This is a genomic window from Corallibacter sp. (genome assembly GCF_048381695.1).
GTDB lineage: Bacteria > Bacteroidota > Bacteroidia > Flavobacteriales > Flavobacteriaceae > Corallibacter > Corallibacter vietnamensis.
The window spans coordinates 299,363-321,014 of record NZ_JBLXHI010000002.1; the positions used below are offsets into that span (position 1 = coordinate 299,363).

At 33.0% G+C, this 21,652-nt stretch carries 17 protein-coding genes and 1 tRNA gene; 12 read left to right on the forward strand and 6 right to left on the reverse strand.

Annotated elements, in window-relative coordinates; genetic code table 11:
• Positions 1–2: 2 nt before the first annotated feature.
• Genes galK through ACN5J3_RS05135 form a run of 3 tightly spaced genes read right to left on the reverse strand, consistent with a single transcriptional unit; the run spans position 3 to position 3,032 of the window.
• The gene (gene galK / locus ACN5J3_RS05125; RefSeq protein ID WP_418511009.1) at positions 3–1,154 is read right to left on the reverse strand and encodes a galactokinase; all 1,152 of its coding nucleotides are present in this window, start codon (positions 1,152–1,154) and stop codon (positions 3–5) included.
• 6 nt (positions 1,155–1,160) lie between these two features.
• Positions 1,161–2,024 carry an aldose 1-epimerase gene (locus tag ACN5J3_RS05130; protein ID WP_418511010.1) on the reverse strand — a complete coding sequence of 288 codons (864 nt, stop codon included), beginning with the start codon at positions 2,022–2,024 and terminating at the stop codon, positions 1,161–1,163.
• 9 nt (positions 2,025–2,033) lie between these two features.
• On the reverse strand, positions 2,034–3,032 hold the full coding sequence (locus tag ACN5J3_RS05135) for a GntR family transcriptional regulator (protein ID WP_417290412.1): 999 nt from the start codon (positions 3,030–3,032) through the stop codon (positions 2,034–2,036).
• A 116-nt stretch (positions 3,033–3,148) separates the two neighbouring features.
• On the opposite strand from ACN5J3_RS05135, the gene ACN5J3_RS05140 reads away from it, so the two are divergent.
• A complete protein-coding gene (locus ACN5J3_RS05140; RefSeq protein WP_418511011.1) occupies positions 3,149–4,312 on the forward strand; it encodes a glycoside hydrolase family 53 protein in 1,164 nt (387 codons plus the stop codon).
• Between the two features lie 9 nt (positions 4,313–4,321).
• Positions 4,322–6,757, forward strand: coding sequence for a DUF4982 domain-containing protein (locus ACN5J3_RS05145; RefSeq protein WP_418511012.1), 2,436 nt, complete (start codon positions 4,322–4,324; stop codon positions 6,755–6,757).
• A gap of 60 nt (positions 6,758–6,817) precedes the next feature.
• Here the strand turns inward: ACN5J3_RS05145 and ACN5J3_RS05150 are convergent.
• Positions 6,818–6,899: transfer RNA gene (locus tag ACN5J3_RS05150), tRNA-Leu, on the reverse strand.
• Positions 6,900–7,003: 104 nt separating this feature from the next.
• Here ACN5J3_RS05150 and ACN5J3_RS05155 point away from each other — a divergent pair.
• The 6 genes from ACN5J3_RS05155 to ACN5J3_RS05180 all read left to right on the forward strand — a co-directional run bounded on the left by ACN5J3_RS05155 (position 7,004) and on the right by ACN5J3_RS05180 (position 14,097).
• On the forward strand, positions 7,004–8,392 hold the full coding sequence (locus ACN5J3_RS05155; RefSeq protein ID WP_418511013.1) for a dipeptidase: 1,389 nt from the start codon (positions 7,004–7,006) through the stop codon (positions 8,390–8,392).
• A gap of 65 nt (positions 8,393–8,457) precedes the next feature.
• On the forward strand, positions 8,458–9,708 hold the full coding sequence (locus ACN5J3_RS05160; protein ID WP_418511014.1) for a DoxX family protein: 1,251 nt from the start codon (positions 8,458–8,460) through the stop codon (positions 9,706–9,708).
• A gap of 76 nt (positions 9,709–9,784) precedes the next feature.
• Positions 9,785–10,150, forward strand: coding sequence for a BlaI/MecI/CopY family transcriptional regulator (locus ACN5J3_RS05165; RefSeq protein ID WP_344726295.1), 366 nt, complete (start codon positions 9,785–9,787; stop codon positions 10,148–10,150).
• Positions 10,151–10,152: 2 nt separating this feature from the next.
• Positions 10,153–12,414 (forward strand): M56 family metallopeptidase, encoded by a 2,262-nt coding sequence (locus tag ACN5J3_RS05170; protein ID WP_418511015.1) that lies wholly within the window; start codon positions 10,153–10,155, stop codon positions 12,412–12,414.
• Positions 12,415–12,521: 107 nt separating this feature from the next.
• Complete coding sequence (locus tag ACN5J3_RS05175; protein ID WP_418511016.1) at positions 12,522–13,622, forward strand: DUF4407 domain-containing protein; 1,101 nt, start codon at positions 12,522–12,524, stop codon at positions 13,620–13,622.
• A 40-nt stretch (positions 13,623–13,662) separates the two neighbouring features.
• Positions 13,663–14,097 carry a YybH family protein gene (locus ACN5J3_RS05180; protein ID WP_418511017.1) on the forward strand — a complete coding sequence of 145 codons (435 nt, stop codon included), beginning with the start codon at positions 13,663–13,665 and terminating at the stop codon, positions 14,095–14,097.
• Here the strand turns inward: ACN5J3_RS05180 and ACN5J3_RS05185 are convergent, their stop codons facing one another.
• Together ACN5J3_RS05185 and ACN5J3_RS05190 are read right to left on the reverse strand one after the other, a co-directional pair.
• Entirely contained in the window at positions 14,098–14,376 is a 279-nt protein-coding gene (locus ACN5J3_RS05185) for an STAS domain-containing protein (protein WP_344726303.1), read from the reverse strand.
• A 186-nt stretch (positions 14,377–14,562) separates the two neighbouring features.
• Entirely contained in the window at positions 14,563–15,141 is a 579-nt protein-coding gene (locus ACN5J3_RS05190; RefSeq protein ID WP_262732235.1) for a PhnA domain-containing protein, read from the reverse strand.
• 152 nt (positions 15,142–15,293) lie between these two features.
• Here ACN5J3_RS05190 and ACN5J3_RS05195 point away from each other — a divergent pair, with 152 nt between their 5' ends.
• The 4 genes from ACN5J3_RS05195 (at position 15,294) to ACN5J3_RS05210 (ending at position 21,601) form a co-directional block, all read left to right on the forward strand.
• Positions 15,294–15,686, forward strand: coding sequence for a hypothetical protein (locus ACN5J3_RS05195; RefSeq protein WP_418511018.1), 393 nt, complete (start codon positions 15,294–15,296; stop codon positions 15,684–15,686).
• A 125-nt stretch (positions 15,687–15,811) separates the two neighbouring features.
• On the forward strand, positions 15,812–16,894 hold the full coding sequence (locus tag ACN5J3_RS05200; RefSeq protein WP_417290420.1) for an efflux RND transporter periplasmic adaptor subunit: 1,083 nt from the start codon (positions 15,812–15,814) through the stop codon (positions 16,892–16,894).
• 23 nt (positions 16,895–16,917) lie between these two features.
• Complete coding sequence (locus ACN5J3_RS05205) at positions 16,918–20,160, forward strand: efflux RND transporter permease subunit (RefSeq protein ID WP_418511019.1); 3,243 nt, start codon at positions 16,918–16,920, stop codon at positions 20,158–20,160.
• Entirely contained in the window at positions 20,153–21,601 is a 1,449-nt protein-coding gene (locus ACN5J3_RS05210; RefSeq protein WP_418511020.1) for a TolC family protein, read from the forward strand. The genes ACN5J3_RS05205 and ACN5J3_RS05210 overlap by 8 nt, the downstream gene beginning before the upstream one ends.
• The last annotated feature ends 51 nt before the right edge of the window (positions 21,602–21,652 follow it).

The window sequence follows — 21,652 nt, forward strand, 5'->3', positions numbered from 1 at the left end:
AATTATAGTTCTATAATGTGGGTACCTTGAGAAAGTTTTACTGTATGAATAGTACAGTTAATGCCAAAAGTATCTTGATATGTTTTTGATATGTGATTAGAATAATCAGTTACTGCCGATTTTTTTATGATATTTATGGTACAACCACCAAAGCCGCCTCCCATCATTCTTGCTCCCAATATTTCAGGATGCTTTTTTGTTTCTTCTACTAAAAAATCAAGCTCTTTACAACTTATTTTAAACTGATATTGCGCGCCATGGTGAGCTTCATAAAGCAAACCTCCTAATGCTTGTAAATCGTTATTTTCTAATGCTTTTCCTGATTCTATTACACGCTGATTTTCCTGAACCACATACAGTGCTTTTTGATAATCTGATTCTGACAACTGCGATTTCACTTGCAAAAGCATGTCTTCATTTACATCTCTTAAAAAAGGTACATTGAGTAACTTGGCTACATGTTCACAAACAAGGCGCCTGTCATTATATTCAGCATCAACTAGATTATGACTTACATTAGAATTAATAAGCATAAGTTCGTAATCTTTAAAATCTATCTTGTAAGATGTTGCTTTTTGAGATCTACAATCCAATAATAAAGCATGATCCTCTTCACCAAACATACTTGCGTATTGGTCCATAATTCCACAACGAACTCCTACATAATTATGTTCTGCCTTTTGAGATATTAAAATCATTTGAGATTTTGAAAGTTTTAAATTGAATAATGTATTCAATCCGTAAACAATACTATTCTCTAATGCAGCAGATGAAGATAATCCAGCACCTTTAGGTAAATCACCGCCAAATACCATGTTAAATGGTTTTACTTCAATATGTAGTTTTTGAAGTTCTCCCACAACGCCTAAAATAAAATTTCGCCAATTGCCATTAGGAATTGGCTGCACGTCGCCTAATGAAAATGATAATATCTCATCTAAATCACTTGCATAAATGGTGCATAATTCTGTTTGACTCTTTTCTATAGCTGTAACAATTCCTTTGTCAATAGCAGCAGGAAACACAAAACCTTCATTGTAATCTGTATGCTCTCCTATTAAGTTAATTCTTCCAGGAGAACACACTATGATTGGCTTTTCATTAAATTTCTCTTGGTACTGGGTGTTTATATATCTTTTTAAATTGGGATTCATTAACTGTTATTTAATTTCTATTAACCATTTTTGAGTATATGTTGCATTTGGTTCTATTACCTGAAGACCTATTTGACTATTAAAGCTATTTGCTGGTGCTGTTTGTGGTTCTATCGCAATAGAATTTCTATCGTTTGGCGTATATACCTGCAAATAGTCTGCTTTAGGTTGCGATGTCAGTTTCAACTGATAGTCCGGTGTTTTTAAAATGACTTGATTGGTATTTAACTCAAAACAATCGTCATAACTTTTATCTCCTATTACATTGGTGTTACTCCATTGAATATCTTCTTGCTCCGTAGGTATCATTATTTCATTCACTAAAAAGCGTTTTGATGTATCCATAATCAAGAAACTTTCCTGTAAATTACTTGTATTAAAATATGGATGCCAACCTAAACTAAAAGGTATTGATTGGCTATCTAAATTTTTTATATCCATCTGTAACTCTAACCCATTACTTTTTAATGTATAGGTAAGTAATATTTGATATAAAAAGGGATATCCTTTGTGTTTTTCTGTTTGATTAAAGACAAGTTTTACCGAAGATTCATTTTTATCTAAAACCTGAAATGTTTTGTTATAAATTAATCCATGAATTGCGTTTACATTGTCAACAGCACTTGTTTCTAATTCATATGAGGTTTTATTGAAAGTATATTTTGCTTTCTCAACCCTATTTGCAAAAGGAAATAATAGCGATGATGCATAAGGATAGCTTTGGTTTTCATCAATAATAATTTTATTTCCATAAACCAGCGATTGTATTGCACCTCCTTGTGTAAGGTTAATTTTTGCATACGTATTGTCTAAATTACCCAACTTAACAATAGTATCTAATTGTTCTTTCTGTTTCTGTTTTACAGCCATTTCTTAAACTTAAAGGGAGTTTCTTATAATTAGCGCATTGGGATTTTCAATTTGAGATCGTTCATTGTTTGCAATCATAGTTGCTAAACGTTTTCCCATTGCTTTAAAATCTGTAGATATAGTTGTTATACCACCTTCTACAATCTCTTTTAGTAATGTTTCATTATAAGAAATAACACCTATGTCTTTTCCTATCTCTAATTGCTGCTCCTTTATTTTTTTTATAAGTACAATTAAGTCTCTATCATCTAATATCAAATAAACCTCTCCTTTTTTTAGCGTTCTATTTTCTAATGAATTAATAACTTCTTGAGGAAAGCTTGTAGATTTTCTGAATTTTTGAAATCCCTTTAGCATTCCTAATGGTTGTTTTTTATCTGGAAATAGCAGCACTATTTTTTGATATTTTTTAAGAAGATCTAAAGATTGATTTAAACTTTTATAAATATCATCTTCAAAGTTTTGATGTATAGATGGGTATTGTTTTAAAGCCTCATGTGTTTGATCTAAAATAAACACTTTATCTTCTGGAAGCTTATCTATTACAAGTTCAGTTTCTGTTAAGTTAGCAGGCATTATCACATAATAGTTATAATTACCTATGCTATCATAGATATGCTTTTTAAAAACATCATAACTAAAATGGTGAAAAAATATGTCTACTTGAATTCCGTCATCTAAACTATTCAAAAACGCATTATATAAATCTTCTTTAAAAGCATTTAACTCATCAAATAACAAAAACACTTTTTGTGTAACTGCTATATCTTCACTTTTTATATAATAACCCTTTCCTGAAATAGACTCAACAATACCACGCATTTTAAGCTCATTAAAAGCCATCATAACCGTATCTCGAGACAGCAAAAACCTATCTCTAACACTATTTATAGAAGGCAATTTATCGCCTTTTTTTAATGACCCATCGGTTAATCCTTTTTCTACAGACAATACAATTTGCTTGTATTTAGGAATCCCTATAGTATCTTCTATTGTTATTAAACTCATGCAACAAATATAAATAAAAACTGGTAGGTACTGGTTGGGTTTTTGAAAAAAATTTATAATTTAGCAAAAAACATACGTTGTTTAAATCAATATAAAATTTTCAAGGCCTAAATATTATGAAATATCTAAATTTCAAACCAATAGCATGTTTAATAGCAATTACGTTATTCTATGCTTGTTCATCAAGTGATGATTCCAACCCAATAAATAACATCCCAGATTCTGGTTCAAACCCAGATCCGGAACCAGAAGAAATTCCATTCTTCTATGGTGCAGATTTATCTTATGTAAACCAGATGGAAGATTGCGGTATCACTTATAAAAACGAAAACAATCAAACAGAAGATCCTTTTGCAATATTTAGTAATTCAGGTGCAAATCTAGTTCGTGTTAGACTATGGCATAACCCAACATGGACAAATTATTCTAATTATGATGATGTAAAACTTACTATACAAAGAGCAAAATCAAATAACATGAAAGTATTATTAGATTTTCATTATTCTGATACTTGGGCAGATCCTGACTCGCAAGAAATACCTGCTGCATGGGCTAGCGAAATCAACAATACTGAAGCTTTAGGACAATTACTTTACGATTACACATATAACACCCTTAACAATTTAGCTAGTTTAAACCTACTTCCAGACATGGTTCAAGTTGGAAACGAAATAAATGGTATGATTTTACAACAAGGTGATCTTGTTTGGCCTATAGATTGGTCTAGAAACTCACACCTAATAAACAAAGGTATACAAGCTGTAAGAGATATTTCTGAAGAAAAAAACAAAGAAATAGAAGTTATGTTACACATTGCGCAACCTGAAAACGGACTTTGGTGGTTTGAGCAAGCAACTGAAAATGGCGTTACTGACTTTGATTGGATTGGACTTTCTTACTACCCTATTTGGTCAGAATACAACCTAAACAACCTTGGTTCAGCTTTAAGCACTTTAATAAACACCTATAACAAGCAACTAATGATTGTAGAAACAGCTTATCCTTTTACTTTAGATTATGCTGATTCTAACAATAATATTCTAGGTGAAAACGCATTAGTTAACGGCTATGAAGCTACACAGCAAGGGCAATTAAATTACTTAAATCAACTTAAAAGCATTGTTGAAAGTTCCGGTGGAAAAGGTATTGTTTACTGGGAACCAGCTTGGATTTCTGCAACATCAAATGGTTGCCAAGGTTCTGCCTGGGAAAATGCTGCTTTATTTGATTTTGATTTTAAAGCAACTTTAGGAATGCAATTTTATAACGGTTCTTTTTAAAACACTTTCATGAGAAATCTTAACCTATACATTTTCATTGCATTATTTTTATGTTGTTTCAGCAAATCCTTTTCTCAAACCAGAGAAGTCATCACGCTAAAAAAAGGATGGAAATTCAACAAAGGACAACATCCTAATGCCACCAAAATAGACTTTAATGATTCCAAATGGGAAACTATAACCGTTCCACATGATTGGGCAATTTATGGTCCTTTTGACAAAGAAGTTGACAAGCAAACCGTTGCCATTACCCAAAATGGCGAAAACATTGCCACAGAAAAAACAGGCAGAACTGGCGCTTTACCATATATCGGAGAAGCTTGGTACAGAAATACATTTTCACTTGAAAATTTTGACGACTCTAAAAAGGTATTATTACTTTTTGAAGGTGCAATGAGCGAACCAGAAATCTTTTTGAATGGCAAAAAAGTTGGCGAATGGAAATATGGTTACAGCTATTTTTATTTTGATGTTTCAGAATACATTAATGATACATCTGAAAATACTTTAGCTGTAAAACTCACTAATGTCGGCAAATCGTCTAGATGGTATCCTGGTGCTGGTTTGTATAGAAATGTAAGACTTATTGTAAAAGACAAAGAAAGTTTTAATCATTGGTCAACCTTCATCACTACACCTTCAATTACTAAAGATGAAGCTAAAGTCAACATTAAAACTAAAGCTTCTGGAACTGACTTAAAATTAGTAACCGAAATTTTTGATGCTAATGGAAACAAAATTACTTCCAAAGAAACCTCAACCATTATCAATGATGAGTTTGAACAAAACATAAAAGTTAGCCAACCTCAACTTTGGAGTCCTGAAACACCATATTTATACACGGCAGTTTTAAAGCTTTATAAAGGCAACGTTCTTAAAGACGAAATAACGCAACGCTTTGGTATTAGAACCATAGATTACAGTCCAAAAACTGGTTTTAGTCTTAATGGCGAAACCCGAAAATTTAAAGGTGTTTGTTTGCATCACGATTTAGGTCCTATTGGTACTGCAGTGAATATGTCTGCCTTGAGACGTCAACTCAAAATCTTAAAAGATATGGGTTGTAATGCTATTAGAAGCGCACACAATATGCCATCTTTTGAGCAATTAGAGCTTTGTGATGAAATGGGATTTCTATTTTTAGCTGAAAGTTTTGACGAATGGAAAAAACCAAAAGTTGAAAATGGTTACAATCGCTTTTTTGATGAATATGCCGAAAAAGATGTTGTAAATCTGGTAAGAGCAACCAGAAATCATCCAAGTATTGTCATGTGGAGTTCTGGCAACGAAGTACCAGACCAATGGGGTAGCGAAGGTGTAAAACGTGCTAAATGGTTGCAAGATATTTTCCACAGAGAAGACCCAACACGACCTGTAACGGTTGGTATGGACCAAGTAAAAGCCGTTATGGAATCTGGCTTTGGCGCTATTATGGATGTTCCCGGTTTAAACTATCGTGTGCATCTTTATGAAGAAGCTTATGAACGTTTTCCGCAAGGGTTTCTTTTAGGTTCCGAGACAGCTTCAACTGTGAGTTCTCGTGGAATTTATAAGTTTCCTGTAGAGATAGCTAGTATGAAAACTTATCCAGATTTTCAGTCTTCTTCTTACGATTTAGAATATTGCAGCTGGTCTAATCTTCCTGATGATGATTTTGTTTTACAAGATGATAAACCTTGGGTTATTGGCGAATTTGTTTGGACTGGTTTTGATTATTTAGGAGAACCTACACCTTATGATGAAGCTTGGCCTTCTCGCAGTTCGTATTTCGGCATAAATGATTTGGCTGGTTTACCAAAAGACCGATATTATTTATACCGAAGCCGTTGGAACACAACCGATGAAACACTTCATATTTTGCCACATTGGAATTGGAAAGGTCGCAAAGGCGAAACCACACCTGTTTTTGTGTACACAAGTTATGATAGTGCAGAACTGTTCTTAAACGGAAAAAGTTTAGGTATTCAAAATAAAAACAAAGACACCAAGCAAAATCGTTATCGCTTAATGTGGATGGATGTAAAATACGAGCCAGGTACATTAAAAGTCGTTGCACTTGATGACAACGGTAATCCGGCAGCAGAAAAAGAAATTAAAACTGCAGGCAAACCATATCAACTTGTACTTGATTCTGACGTAAAAACCATAAAAGCAAATGGCGAAGATTTGGCTTTTGTAACGGTTTCTGTTGTTGATAAAAATGGTATTCCTTGCCCAACAGCAACCAATCAACTTAACTTTAAAGTTAAAGGTAATGGCACTTACAGAGCTGCTTGTAATGGCGACGCCACATCACTTGAATTATTTCACTTACCAACTATGAAATTATTCAGTGGTAAATTGGTAGTATTAGTTCAATCTACCGAAGACGCAGGCGATATAGAATTAACCGTTACTGGTAAAGGACTTAAAAAAGGAAAACTAAAATTGAAATCTGACAAATAGTTTACAACCTTTTTAAAATAAAAAAAGCCTCTCAATAATGAGAGGCTTTTTTGCTTATTGTGCGGGCGGAGAGACTCGAACTCTCACACCTCGCGGCACTAGATCCTAAGTCTAGCGTGTCTACCAATTCCACCACGCCCGCAATAAGGTGTGCAAATATAAAAATTTGTTTTAATATACAAACGCTTATTTTTATAAAAATCTTTCTTCTTTTCGTATTTTTGATTCAAACGCAAAAAATAACTTATGAAAAACATACAATCTTATGTGCAGGAACATAAGGATCGCTTTTTAAACGAACTCATAGAACTCCTTAAAATACCGTCAATTAGCGCTGATTCCGCTTACAAAAATGACGTTTTAAAAACAGCTGAAGCTGTTAAAAACCAATTAGAAAAAGCTGGTTGCGATTCTGTAGAAATTTGTCAAACAAAAGGCTATCCTATTGTTTTTGGAGAAAAAATCATTGATAAAAACTTACCAACAGTTCTAGTTTATGGTCATTATGATGTGCAACCACCTGATCCGTTAAACTTATGGAACTCTCCACCTTTTGAACCTGTTATAAAAGAAACTGAATTGCATCCTGAAGGCGCTATCTTTGCTCGCGGCGCATGTGATGACAAAGGTCAAATGTATATGCACGTAAAAGCAATGGAGTTTATGACTTCTACAAATCAGTTGCCTTGTAATGTAAAATTCATGATAGAAGGTGAAGAAGAAGTTGGTAGCGAAAGCCTTGCTGATTTTGTAAAGGAAAATCGCGAGAAACTTAAAAATGATGTCATTTTAATTTCTGACACAGGAATGATAGCAAAAGATGTTCCTTCTATTACTACTGGTTTAAGAGGCTTAAGTTATGTTGAAGTTGAAGTAACAGGTCCAAATCGTGATTTACATTCAGGTTTATACGGAGGCGCTGTAGCAAATCCTATAAATGTATTAACTAAAATGATTGCATCTCTTCATGATGAGAACAACCATATTACAATTCCTGGGTTTTATGATAAGGTTGAAGAATTATTAACAGAAGAACGCGCTGAAATGGCAAAAGCACCTTTCAGTTTAGAAAACTATAAAAAGGCATTAGACATTAATGCTGTTTACGGTGAAGCTGGTTACTCTACAAATGAGCGCAACTCCATTCGTCCTACACTTGATGTTAACGGTATTTGGGGCGGCTATATCGGTGAAGGTGCAAAAACTGTCATTGCAAGTAAAGCTTATGCAAAAATTTCTATGCGATTGGTACCTAACCAAGACTGGAAAGAGATTACACAGCTTTTTAAAACACATTTTGAAAGTATTGCTCCAGATGGTGTTACCGTAAAAGTAAATCCGCATCATGGAGGACAAGGCTATGTAACTCCAATTGACAGCGTTGGTTATCAAGCCGCTAGCAAAGCATATGCTGACACTTTTGGAAAAACACCAATTCCGCAACGAAGCGGTGGCAGTATTCCAATTGTATCATTATTTGAACAAGAATTAAAAAGCAAAACAATTTTAATGGGCTTTGGTCTAGATAGTGATGCTATTCACTCTCCAAATGAACATTTTGGTGTTTGGAACTATTTAAAGGGCATTGAAACCATACCACTGTTCTACAAATATTTTACAGAACTACACAATTAATTGATAACCCGAAACGTTTTTAGGTAAACATTTAACTAAACCAATCTAAAAACTCATTTTTATAAATGATATTATCATTAGAACCCAAAGCAAATTGGAGTACAATGGCTAAAATTGTATTCCGATTTGCTTTTTGTTATTTTACTCTTTACATACTACTATCGTTTACTGGCTCATTATTTCAAGCTCCCATTCGTTGGGTTGGTGATGTGTTTTTAAATATTGATTATAAATATGATGTAAGTGGTTATGGAAGCGGAGACAATACTTTCTCATATGTTTCTTTATTTACCAATTTTTTACTTTCTATAATTCTAACACTTATCTGGAGTGTCATTGATAGAAAACGGGCATCTTATAATGCTTTATTATACTGGTTTACAGTTATAATTCGCATTTACATTATTTACTTTATGCTTGTTTATGGGTTTATTAAAGTATTTAAATCACAATTTCCTTATCCTTCGCTAACAAGAATGCTTCAACCTTTAGGTGAATTTTCTCCAATGGGATTAGCCTGGACTTATATGGGATATTCTAATGGGTTTAATATTTTCACAGGAAGTCTTGAAGTAATTGCAGGGTTGCTATTAATCCCAAAAAGAACACAAAGCCTAGGTGCACTAATGGTTGCTGGAGTTATGACCCATGTTGCCGTTATGAATTTCATGTTTGATATTCCGGTTAAAATTTTCTCGGTTCACCTTGTTTTAATGGCTATATTTATTTTTAGCACAGATATAAAACGTCTATTTAACGTATTTGTTCTTAACAAACCAACAGACAAATATCAGTATTACAGACCAACAAAAGAGACTTTTTATAGCATGTTAACCTTTTGGATAAAAGCTTCTTTCCTACTTTTAGTATTAGCACTCATTGTTCCTCAAGGATGCTCTAATCAAAAAAAATGGGGAGATCAAAGAGTCAAACCTCATCTTTACGGAATTTGGGAATCATCCTATTTTATAAAAAACAATGACACGCTACCACCACTTACAACAGATTCTAATCGTTGGCGATATTTAATTATAGATTATAAAGATCGAGCTTCTGTAAAGCTGATGACTGATAATGTTTTGTATTATGAATTTATTGTAGATTCTACATCAAAAAAAATTAGCATGTACAAACGCAATGCAGATACACTTCATTATAACTTTAACTTCAAACATCCAAACAGTCATTATTTAGAACTTAACGGTGTATTAGAAAATGACTCTCTGAATATTATTTTTAATAAAATTGACCACGAATCCTTTCTTTTAAATAGCCGCGGCTTTAATTGGATAAACGAAACGCCTTACAATAGATAATGTTTTTTTACTCTACATTTGTAGAATACAAATATTTATTCTACATTTGTAGAACAAACTCTAACATTGTAGAAACATGCAATTATCAAATTCGGAAGAAGAACTAATGAATCATTTATGGAAACTTGAAAAAGCTTTCATGAAAGATTTACTAGATGCTTACCCAGAGCCTAAACCTGCAACCACTACAGTTGCGACCCTATTAAAGCGTATGAACGACAAAGGATTTATTGCTTATAAGCTCTATGGAAAATCTCGCGAATACTATCCGTTAGTTAAAAAGAAAGAGTATTTCTCTAAACATGTAAACGGACTTATAAAACAGTTTTTTAATGATAGTGCTTCGCAATTTGCATCGTTTTTCACCAAAGAAACCAATTTATCCAAAACCGAACTGGAAGCGTTGAAAAAACTGATAGACAACGAAATAAAAAACAAATAGTTATGATAAGCTATCTCTTAAAATTTAGTGCTTGTTTGGCAGTTTTTATGCTGTTCTATAAATTCTTTTTAGAAAAAGAGAGCTTTCACAAATTCAAACGTGGCTACTTATTGGTTATATTAATTATATCAGCTATTATTCCTCTGATTACATTTATAACCTACGTTGAAATAGCTTCAATAGAAATTCCCGCTTACAATTCCGAAATAGCAACACCACCTTATGTTCCTGAACATATGCTTGAAGGATCTGCTAAATTTTGGTCTATAATTTTGTGGAGTGTTTACCTTATTGGTGTTTTAGTTTTTACAATACGCTTCGGTATGAACTTAAGCAATATTCTCAAACGTATTAAACACAATCCAAAATTTAAAAACCATTCGGTTATTCATGTATTGTTAAACGATTTGGTGCATCCGCACACTTTTTTAAACTATATATTTTTAAACAAATCTAAATATGAAGCACATGAAATACCTGAAGAAGTACTACTTCACGAAGAAACCCATGCAAAACAAAAGCATGCTTTAGACATCTTGTTTATTGAAATATTACAGATCCTTTTTTGGTTTAATCCGCTAATCTATTTCATTAAAAAAGATATCAAACTCAATCATGAGTTTTTAGCCGACCAAGCTGTTTTAAACCATGGCTTTGAGCTTAAAAAATATCAAAATACGTTATTGGCATTCTCATCAAATGCTACAGAACCTCAATTGGCAAATGCCATGAATTATTCATCAATCAAAAAACGATTTACAGTTATGAAAACACACACATCAAAACACATTATTTGGGTTAGGAGTTTAGTGCTTCTACCTTTATTAGCTACACTTATTTATAGTTTTAGCACAACAAAGGAAGTAGAGAAAATCTCTAATTCCCATGACACAAACCACACAGCCAGAAGCATTAGTGTGAATATATTAGATAATGAAAATTACTTGATAGACGATATTGCCGCAACAAAAGAAACATTTACCTCTGTTATAAATAAACTACACCAAGATATTTCTAAAGAAATACGAGAAAAAATAATTAATGTACACGTAAAGAGTGAAAAGTCTGTTTCAGATGAAGACGTTTGGTTTATTTATAATTCATTTATAGAATACGGGTTTCATCGCATTGTAACACATAACCAAGAAATTGTTAGCGAAAAAGGTAATAAACCTTTTGCAATTGAAAAAAACAATCTTATACAAACCAATCCGCTTACAAAAATTTACGGGCGTGTTTGTGATGGTTGCGAGTTGAGTCTTACTAAAGAAGATTTAGAAAAATTAACCATTGAAACCAACACAAAAGAGCCCATAATCTCTTTCAACATAAAATTTTCTGAAAAACCAACTGTTAATGTAACAGGCAACAGATTAAACAGCAAAGCCATTTCTTACTTAAACAATTCAAAAAGCGGTGATTATATTCAGTTATTTCATTTAAAAACAGCAACAACCCTAATAAAAACTCCGACTACTCCTGTTAGGTCTCCTGTTGTTATTAAACTTATTGATAAAAGTGAAACTTCGCCATCAGTTAACGCAAATGCTTCCAAAGAACAAATTGCTGAATACAATAAACTAGCAAAATATTATAACTCTCAAAAAGGCTCAAACTACACTATCAAGCTTTCAGATATGAATCGTATCAAATATTTATACGATTTAATGACTGACAAACAACGAAAATCAGCTGAACCTTTGCCTAATTTCCCACCGCCGCCTCCACCTGCTCCAGCACCTGAAGCTGTTAGTGAAAAAGACAAAGCAGGTAAAGCACATACTTACAAATACACTGATGAAAATGGAAAAGCTGTAAAAGTTGAAGTAGTAGAAAAAAATGCTAAAACTCCGCCGCCACCGCCGCCACCTGTTCCTGAAAACGCTACAAAAGAACAAAAAGAAAAATATCAAAAAATAAGTGAGGAATACTATAAAAAGTACAAAGTTGAAAATGGTAAAGTAAGTGAGCGAGAGCCTTTACCGTCTGCACCTAAAGCACCTAAAGCATCTGCACCTAAACCTCCTAAAGCACCGGAAGTAATAGAGGTCGTTGAAGAGCATAACATACCGTCACCATCATCAACAAAATCTGCTTTTGAATTTGTACAAAGCTTAAAAAATGATGATATCACTTATTATTACAATAAGAAAAAAGTGTCTTATGACGAGATTTTAAAAATCGTAAAAAAAGAACCAAATATCAATATCTCTACCAACATTAAAAACAACAAAGGAACTGTTAAGTTTTGGTCAGTTAAATAGCTTATTAAACATATGTCTAAAAAAAGCCTCGATAATTCGAGGCTTTTTTTGTAACAATTCACAGCTTTTTACGTTCTAATAGTCTATCAATCAAAAAACAATCAATCATGTTAAAACAATTTTTCATTCTGTGTTCAGGAGCAGACACTAACATATTAAATAGCTGCTCTAATGGCGAACAAAATAAATATGCTGGTGTTGGCGCAACAGTTTTCTTTACAGCTGTCATGGCATTTATAGCTGCAAGCTATGCACTTTATACAGTTTTTGACAACCTTTACACGTCAATATTTTTTGGTTTAATTTGGGGCTTACTTATTTTCAATCTTGACAGATTTATTGTCTCAACCATAAAAAAACGTGGACATATAATTGATGAACTTATACAAGCATTACCTAGAATTTTGCTCGCTGTTATTATTGCCGTAGTTATATCAAAACCATTAGAACTCAAGATTTTTGAAAAAGAAATTAATCAAGTATTACTTGAGCAAAAAAATGAATTAACCATAGCCAATAAAAATCAAATTGGCGAACAATTCACCCCTGAAATTTCTGCTTTAGAAAATGATATTATAGCTTTTCAAAATCAAATCATTAATAAAGAAGCTGAAGTTAACGCATTATATAACACTTATATTTCTGAAGCCGAAGGAACTGCCGGATCAAAACTATTAGGAAAAGGCCCTGTTTATAAAGAAAAACGTGAAAAACACGATGCAGCCCTAGCTGACCTTAACCAGCTTAAAGAAACTAATAAATCAAAAATACAAGAGGCAGAATCGCAAATTGCACTACTAAAAAACAATTATGAATCTCAAATAGCATCTACACAACCTATTATTAATAATTTTGATGGCCTAATGTCTCGTATTAATGCCTTGAACAGCTTGCCTTGGCTACCATCATTTTTTATTTTCCTTCTATTTTTAGCTATTGAAACCTCTCCTATTTTTGCCAAGCTATTAGCTTCACAAGGTGAATATGATTACAAGTTAGAAGATGCTGAAACCACTACAAAAACCTGGGCAAACCAAAAAGTTAATGAGCGAAAAAAACTACTAGAAACCGATATGAATCTAAACAATAGAATTTATACTGACATTACTGAAGAGGATGAACTTTACAACTACAAACGCAAAAAAGCTAGAGAATTAATGCAATTACAAGCAGATGCATTTTTTCAACATCAAAAAAAGGGACTTTAATTATTTTGTTAGTACATTTAAGAAATAAAAAGCCAACATAATGAAAAAATTTCACCTTATAGTTTTGTTTATAATATCAACAGCTACTTTTTCACAAAGTAAGTTTCAGAAAGATGAAGCGGCTATTAGAAATGTTTTAAACTCGCAAATAAAAGCCTGGAACAATCATGATTTAGAAACCTTTATGCAAGGCTACTGGAAAAATGATTCTTTGAAATTTTATAGCGGTAATAATGTTAAAAAAGGCTGGCAAAAAACACTAGATAATTATAAAAAGGGATACCCTACTAAAGACCATACAGGAGAATTAAAATTTACTATAAAATCTATATCTCCTATAGAAGAAAACTCTTACTATGTTATGGGACAATATCATTTAAAACGCTCTGTTAGTGGTAATGCAGAAGGAACATTTTTAATTGTTTTCAAAAAAATTGATGGTCATTGGAAAATAATTGCCGACATGTCAACCTAATTAAGCTGCTTCAACAGATTTAAAATGCTCATAAAGATCTTTGCAGCCTAAACCTATAATTGAAAAACTTTTATTGTTTTGCAATGCGCTGTTGTGAAGTTTTGCAAAAGCCATAACACCAAACCTATCAATACTTTCTATTCCCTCTATATTGATGGTAATTTTTGCTTGCTTTTCAAAAGCTCTCTCTAATTCTTGTTGAAAAAACGCAACAGAATGCCTATTTAAGATTCCTTTTACTTTAAAAAAATCTTGATTATTGGTAATTGTAAGGTTCATAATAACATTTGTTTAATCTCTTAATACATCATGCTATTAATCAATTTATAAGGTATGTAAATATAATGCCTTAATTCTTTATAAAACAAACTGTTCGATAAAAAACCAGAGTATTAGTTTAATGAAGTAACCTTACTTGTTTTTAGGATAAACGGTAAAAATTAATGAAAGAAAAATCTTAAAAAACTATAATTTTTTGACATACTCGGTAACAATAACAATTTGTTGTCCGTCTACTTTTCCTTCAATATAAGTGGCATTTTCATGATCTAAACGAATGTTACGAACGGCTGTTCCTTGTTTAGCTACCATACTTGAGCCTTTTACTTTAAGGTCTTTAATAAGCACTACAGAATCACCATGTTCTAATATTACACCATTAGAGTCTCTATGAATAATCTTTTCGCTGTCGTCTTTATGCTCGCCTGTTTCTTTTGCAAATGCCATTGTTTCGTCATCTAGATACATCATATCTAGTAAGTCTTGTGGCCAACCTTCTTTACGAAGTCTTTGTAACATTCTCCAAGCCATTACTTGTACTGCTTTGTGTTCGCTCCACATGCTATCGTTTAAACAACGCCAGTGATTAGCATCCATATCTTCATTACCTTCAATTTGATTAAAACAGGTTTCGCATGCAAGAATACTTGTATCTACAGTTTCATTTAATGCTGGCGGAATATTGTATTGTTTTAAACCTGTTTTTGAACCACAAAGTTCACAGCTGGTATTGCTTCTTTCTTGTAATGTTTGTAAAACGCTCATGTTATAAAATATTATTTTGCAATAATAGAGTTAATTAAAGCTTTAAACAACTCCTAACCTAGCTAGATTATAAATTAAATTAAAAAAGTTAAAACAATTTTAACATCAAAAATTTGTGAGATACCAATTGCAAAAATAGTTTTGTGCGCTATATGAAAAAGGCTTACATAAAATACCTACTTCTTATAATTACTTTTTTAGGGATTGGTGCTCAACTACAAGCAAACACATCCTTAAAAAACATAAGCCATTTTCAAGAAAATAGTAGTTTACAACAAAAACATATTTCTTCGCACTCTTCAAAAGGCAGTATAGAATTTGAAAAAATAATAGCTGAAGAAATAGAAAATGAAGAAGTTAAAAACTACAAAGACACTGCAAACAAAGAGACATTAAGCTACACAAGCAGTTACAGCTTCTTTTTATGTGTATTAATTTTTTCTGAATTTCTTAATAAAAGAAAAAAGCAAACAACCTATTACAATAGGATTATTAATCGTAATCTCTGTAAGAAATATATCCAATTCGAAGTTTTTAGGATATAAACCTTTTCCTGCAAGCAAGTTTTAACACAAACTTGTTTCTCTTCTCAACAAACAATTAAAACAACGCTGCTGTTACCTAACTAGCAGCAATCACTTATTACTATCTAAATAAAATTCATTTTACTATGAAAAAAATTCCTATTTGTTTAGGGCTATTTGCTATGGTATTTAGCACAAGCTGCAATACACATAAGCAAGAAAAACATGAAGAAAGAACCTTTGTGGTTACAAACCCGGTTTATAAAGACACATCCATAACTAAAGAATATGTATCACAAATACATGCTATTAGGCACATAGAACTTCGAGCAATGGAAAAAGGGTATTTACAAAACATTTCTATAGACGAAGGACAAACAGTAAAAAAAGGGCAAGCATTATTTCAAATTATGCCTAATATTTACCAAGCCGAATTACAAAAAGCAAAAGCAGAAAGCGATGCTGCATCTATAGAATATCAAAACACCAAACTACTTGCTGACAATGATGTTGTTTCTCAAAATGAGTTAGCACTATCTAAAGCCAATTACGACAAAGCAAAAGCTGAAGTTTCTCTAGCTAGCACACATTTAAGTTTTACAAGCATAAAAGCTCCTTTTATGGGTATTGTTGATCATTTACATGTAAGAGAAGGCAGCATGCTAGACGAAGGTGAGTTGCTAACAACCTTATCAGACAACAGTAAAATGTGGGTCTATTTTAATGTTCCTGAAGCTGAATATTTAGATTACATGATGAATACCCAAAAAAATGAAAAAGAAGAAGTCTCTCTACTTCTGGCAAACAACAAGGTATTTAACCAAAAAGGTATTGTAGAAACCATTGAAGGCGAATTTAATAACGAAACAGGAAACATTGCCTTCAGAGCAACATTCCCAAATCCTGACAGCATTTTAAGACATGGCGAAACCGGAAGCGTACTTATGACTATTCCTTTAAAACATGCGCTTCTTGTTCCTCAAAAATCCACGTTTGAAATATTAGACAAACGCTATGTATTTGTAATTGATAACGATAACATTGTTAGACAAAAAGAAATAACCATTGGTGCAGAGCTTCCGCATTTATTTGTAGTTGAAAATGGCCTTAGTGAAAATGACAAAATTCTTTTAGATGGCATAAGACTGGTTAAAGACAGTCAAAAAATAAAATACGAATTAGAACGTCCGGATGAAGTACTATCGCATCTAGATATGTATGCCGAGTAACCTTAAAAAAAAATCATAAACTCATGTTTAAGAAATTTATTAAAAGACCGGTTTTGGCTATTGTCATATCGGTAATTATTGTTTTTACAGGGTTATTAGCAATAAAACAATTACCTATTTCGCAGTTTCCTCAAATTGCACCTACTACAGTAAATATTTTTATCGCATATCCCGGTTCTAGTGCAGATGTATTAGTAAAATCAACATTAATTCCTTTAGAAACAGCCATAAATGGCGTACAAGGCATGCGCTACATTGCTTCAGATGCAACAAGTGCTGGAGAAGGTACACTGCGTGTTATTTTTGAACCAGGCACAGATCCTAACGATGCTGTTGTTAGAGTAAAAACCCGCGTAGATCAAGTTATGCCCTTACTTCCTGAACTTGTTCAGCGAGAAGGTGTTGTTATTACTCCTGTACAACCTAGTATGCTTATGTATGTAAACTTGTTTAGTAAAAACAAAAACAACGATGAGAAGTTTTTATACAACTACGCATACACAAGAATAGTTCCTGAAATTCAACGTATCAACGGAATTGCAAGTGCAAAAATCTTAGGAAGCCGTAAGTTTGCTATTAGAGTTTGGTTAAAACCAGACAGAATGCGTGCTTATAATATTTCTGCCGAAGAAGTTTTAGAAGCGATGGAAGATCAAAGTATTCTAGCTAGACCTGGAAGAATTGGCCGTAGTTCTGGAAAAAAATCTCAAGCACTAGAGTATGTACTTACCTACAGAGACAGATACAGTGAACCTGATGAATATAAAGACATTATAATTCGTGCTAATGCTGAAGGAGGAACAATCTCTCTTGGAGATGTTGCAGATGTTGAATTAGGAAGTGAGTTTTTTGACATCTATTCTAATCTAGACGGAAATCCATCAGCATCCATAGTACTTAAACAAACGTTTGGAAGTAATGGTAGCGATGTAATAAAAGATGTAAAAGCAAAACTAAACGAACTAAAACAAGACCTTCCTCCAGGCGTAGATTACAAAATAAGTTATGATGTATCAAACTTTCTAGACGCATCAATAGAGCAAGTAATTCATACTCTTAGAGACGCATTTATTTTAGTAGCTATTGTTGTGTTTTTATTTTTAGGAGATTGGCGATCAACACTTATCCCGATTATTGCAGTTCCTGTTTCGCTTATTGGAGCTTTCTTTATTATGCAAATATTTGGATTATCTATAAACCTAATCACATTATTTGCTCTTGTTTTAGCTATTGGTATTGTGGTAGATAATGCTATTGTTGTTGTAGAAGCAGTACATGTTAAAATGGAAGAAGAAAACCTGTCTCCCTACAAAGCCTCAACAGAAGTTCTTGGAGAAATTGGTGGAGCTATTATAGCTATTACATTAGTTATGGTTTCTGTATTTATTCCTATTTCGTTTATGTCAGGTCCTGTTGGTGTTTTTTATAGACAATTCTCTATTACTATGGCTGGATCAATTATAATTTCAGCTATTGTTGCTCTTACATTAACACCTGTGCTTTGTGCTATGTTACTAAAAAACAACCATGGTAAAGCAAGAAAAAAAACACCTATAAACCGATTTATAGATTGGTTTAATAATGGTTTTGAAAAACTAACTGGTCGCTACACTGGTTTCCTAAAACACATTGTTAGCAGAAGAGTTGTTACTTTCGGAATATTAATTGCCTTTTGCGCTGGTATTGTTATTACCAATAAAGTACTTCCTGCTGGCTTTATACCTAGTGAAGACCAAGGTATGATATATGCTATTATACAAACGCCTCCTGGAGCAACTCTAGAACGCACAAATGAAGTAGCACATAAGCTTCAAAAACTTTGTGAAGAAATGGAAGGTGTAGAATCTGTTTCGTCTCTTGCGGGTTACGAAATCATGACAGAAGGTAGAGGTTCTAACGCAGGTACATGTTTAATCAACTTAAAACCTTGGTCTAAAAGAGAGCATTCTGTTCATGAAATCATGGAAGAACTAGAAGAAGAATCAAAAGATTTAGGTGCTGTAATTGAATTTTTTGAACCACCTGCTGTACCAGGTTTTGGATCTTCAGGAGGATTTGCCTTACGTCTTCTAGATAAAACTAACGGCACTGACTACCATGAATTTGAAAGAATAAACAATGCCTTTCTAGATGAACTAGGAAAACGCAAAGAGTTAAGCGGCTTATTTACATTCTTTGCTGCTAACTATCCGCAATATGAATTAATAATCAACAATAAAGCAGCTATGCAAAAAGGCGTTTCAATAGGTAAAGCTATGGAAAACCTTAACATTCTTATTGGTAGTACTTACGAGCAAGGCTTTATTAAATTTGGAAGATTCTTTAAAGTTTACACACAGGCAGCTCCTGAATACAGAAGCTTACCTTCAGATTTAGAAAAATTATATGTAAAAAACGAAGAAGGAGAAATGGTTCCATATTCAGCTTTTATGAAAATGGAAAAACGTTTAGGTCCAAATGAAATTACACGCTACAACCTCTATAATTCTGCTGCAATTCGCGGACTTCCTGCTGCTGGACACACAAGTGCTGATGCTATTAATGCAATTAGAGAAGTTGCCAAAGAAAAGCTTCCTAGAGGTTATGATATAGCTTGGGAAGGATTATCTTATGATGAAGCCAACCGAGGCAATGATGCCATTGTTATTTTTGGTATCGTACTTATTTTTGTTTACCTAGTTTTAGCGGCACAATACGAAAGCTTTTTACTTCCATTTGCCGTATTGTTATCTCTTCCTGTTGGTGTTTTTGGCTCATTTTTACTTTTAAAACTCATGGGCTTATCAAATGATGTTTACGCACAAATTGGCGTCATAATGCTTGTAGGCTTACTTGGTAAAAACGCTGTGCTAATTGTAGAGTTTGCTGTGCAAAAAAACAGGCAAGGCTCAACAATTCTAGAAGCAGCCATTGAAGGAGCCAAAATGCGTTTTAGACCAATTCTTATGACATCCTTTGCTTTTATAGCCGGTTTAATCCCTCTTGTTTTAGCCTCTGGAGCTGGTGCTATTGGAAATAGAACAATAGGAGGTTCTGCATTAGGTGGTATGCTTATAGGAACTCTATTTGGTGTTATCATAATTCCTGGCTTATACTATATGTTTGGAAAAATGGCAGATGGCCGCAGTTTAATTAAAGATCAAGAGCACGAACCTGTATCTGAAGAATTTATTAGATATAGCGAAGGAGAAAGTGGCATAAGACATAAGCTTAAAACCATAAACAAACAATTGAAAAAATTAATGAAACGCAAAGAAAATGAATAAGCACATTAAGTCTAATATATATAAAATTGGTACCATCACTGCTATAGCAACACTGCTGTTTTATAGCTGTGTACCAGTGAAGAACATTCGTGAAGAAAACACATCACTTCCTGAAAGTTATCAAAATGCAGTTTCTACAGACACTTTAAACTCTGCCAATATAGATTGGAAATCATTTTTTAATGATGCGCATTTAGATTCGCTAATAAATATTGCTTTAGCAAACAACCAAGAGTTAAACATAGCGCTTCAACAAGTAGCAATTGCTAAAAACGAAATAAAAGCAAGAAAAGGAGAATACTTACCATTTATTGGTCTTCAAGCTGCTGGCGAAGTAGAAAAAGTAGGGCGCTATACCAGTCAAGGTGCAAACGATTCTAATACTAACATAAAGCCTGGAGAAGAATTCCCTGAACCTTTACCTAATTATAATATTGGTCTATCAGCTTCATGGGAAATAGATGTTTGGAAAAAACTTCGTAACTCTAAAAAAGCAGCAGTTATGGAGTATTTATCTACCGTAGAAGGCAAAAACTTTATGGTAACCAATCTTATTTCTGAAATTGCAGACTCTTATTACGAGCTTCAAGCATTAGATAACAAACTGATTATTATAGAGCAAAATTTAGAGCTTCAAAATTCTGGATTAAAAACTATTAAGCTTCAAAAACAAGCTGCCAGAGCCACAGAACTTGGTGTACAACGTTTAGAAGCTGAAGTTTTTAAAAATAAAAGCGAACTTTTTTCAGTAAAACAAGAAATTGTTGAAACAGAAAATAAAATCAACTTTTTAATAGGTAGAACACCACAAAAAATAGCGCGCGATTCTAATGGCTTTATTGAGCAAAAAATTGATACTATTTTTACTGGTATTCCTTCTCAACTTTTACTAAACAGACCTGATATAAGGCAAGCTGAATATGAGCTAGCAGCTGCCAAATTAAACACAAAAGTAGCTAGAGCTAATTTTTACCCTGCTTTTACTATCAGAGCTGGTATAGGTTTTGAAGCATTCAACACAAAATACCTTACTTCAACTCCAGAATCTTTAATATATTCTGTAGTTGGTGACATGGTTGCGCCATTGATAAATCGTAATGCTATAAAAGCAGAATACAATACTGCAAACGATAGGCAGTTACAAGTTGTTTTTGAATATGAAAAAACTATTTTACAGGCATATGTTGACGTTGCTAATGAGTTATCAAACATAAGCAATCTAAAAAATAGCTATAATCTAAAAGCGCAGCAAGTTGATGCACTTACTAGATCTATTGATATTACTAATAAACTTTTTAAATCTGCAAGAGCGGACTATATGGAAGTTTTATTGACTCAAAGAGATGCTTTAGAGTCTAAAATGGAACTTGTAGAAACTAAAAAAGACCAATTACTTGCTAGAGTTTCTATGTATCGTCATCTTGGTGGTGGCTGGAAGTAGAAACAGTAAGTTGTTTTAGTGTTAGAAAAAGAGACTGTTTCTGTAAACAGT

Excerpts from the sequence above, each read along its gene's own strand:
- ACN5J3_RS05190 (WP_262732235.1), bottom strand. The coding sequence starts at position 15,141 with ATGAGCGTTTTACAAACATTACAAGAAAGAAGCAATACCAGCTGTGAA.
- ACN5J3_RS05185 (WP_344726303.1), bottom strand. The coding sequence starts at position 14,376 with ATGAACCTTACAATTACCAATAATCAAGATTTTTTTAAAGTAAAAGGA.
- ACN5J3_RS05160 (WP_418511014.1), top strand. The coding sequence starts at position 8,458 with ATGATATTATCATTAGAACCCAAAGCAAATTGGAGTACAATGGCTAAA.
- ACN5J3_RS05180 (WP_418511017.1), top strand. The coding sequence starts at position 13,663 with ATGAAAAAATTTCACCTTATAGTTTTGTTTATAATATCAACAGCTACT.
- ACN5J3_RS05205 (WP_418511019.1), top strand. The coding sequence starts at position 16,918 with ATGTTTAAGAAATTTATTAAAAGACCGGTTTTGGCTATTGTCATATCG.
- ACN5J3_RS05195 (WP_418511018.1), top strand. The coding sequence starts at position 15,294 with ATGAAAAAGGCTTACATAAAATACCTACTTCTTATAATTACTTTTTTA.
- ACN5J3_RS05200 (WP_417290420.1), top strand. The coding sequence starts at position 15,812 with ATGAAAAAAATTCCTATTTGTTTAGGGCTATTTGCTATGGTATTTAGC.
- ACN5J3_RS05210 (WP_418511020.1), top strand. The coding sequence starts at position 20,153 with ATGAATAAGCACATTAAGTCTAATATATATAAAATTGGTACCATCACT.
- ACN5J3_RS05170 (WP_418511015.1), top strand. The coding sequence starts at position 10,153 with ATGATAAGCTATCTCTTAAAATTTAGTGCTTGTTTGGCAGTTTTTATG.
- ACN5J3_RS05140 (WP_418511011.1), top strand. The coding sequence starts at position 3,149 with ATGAAATATCTAAATTTCAAACCAATAGCATGTTTAATAGCAATTACG.
- ACN5J3_RS05175 (WP_418511016.1), top strand. The coding sequence starts at position 12,522 with ATGTTAAAACAATTTTTCATTCTGTGTTCAGGAGCAGACACTAACATA.
- ACN5J3_RS05155 (WP_418511013.1), top strand. The coding sequence starts at position 7,004 with ATGAAAAACATACAATCTTATGTGCAGGAACATAAGGATCGCTTTTTA.
- ACN5J3_RS05165 (WP_344726295.1), top strand. The coding sequence starts at position 9,785 with ATGCAATTATCAAATTCGGAAGAAGAACTAATGAATCATTTATGGAAA.
- ACN5J3_RS05130 (WP_418511010.1), bottom strand. The coding sequence starts at position 2,024 with ATGGCTGTAAAACAGAAACAGAAAGAACAATTAGATACTATTGTTAAG.
- ACN5J3_RS05135 (WP_417290412.1), bottom strand. The coding sequence starts at position 3,032 with ATGAGTTTAATAACAATAGAAGATACTATAGGGATTCCTAAATACAAG.
- ACN5J3_RS05145 (WP_418511012.1), top strand. The coding sequence starts at position 4,322 with ATGAGAAATCTTAACCTATACATTTTCATTGCATTATTTTTATGTTGT.
- galK (WP_418511009.1), bottom strand. The coding sequence starts at position 1,154 with ATGAATCCCAATTTAAAAAGATATATAAACACCCAGTACCAAGAGAAA.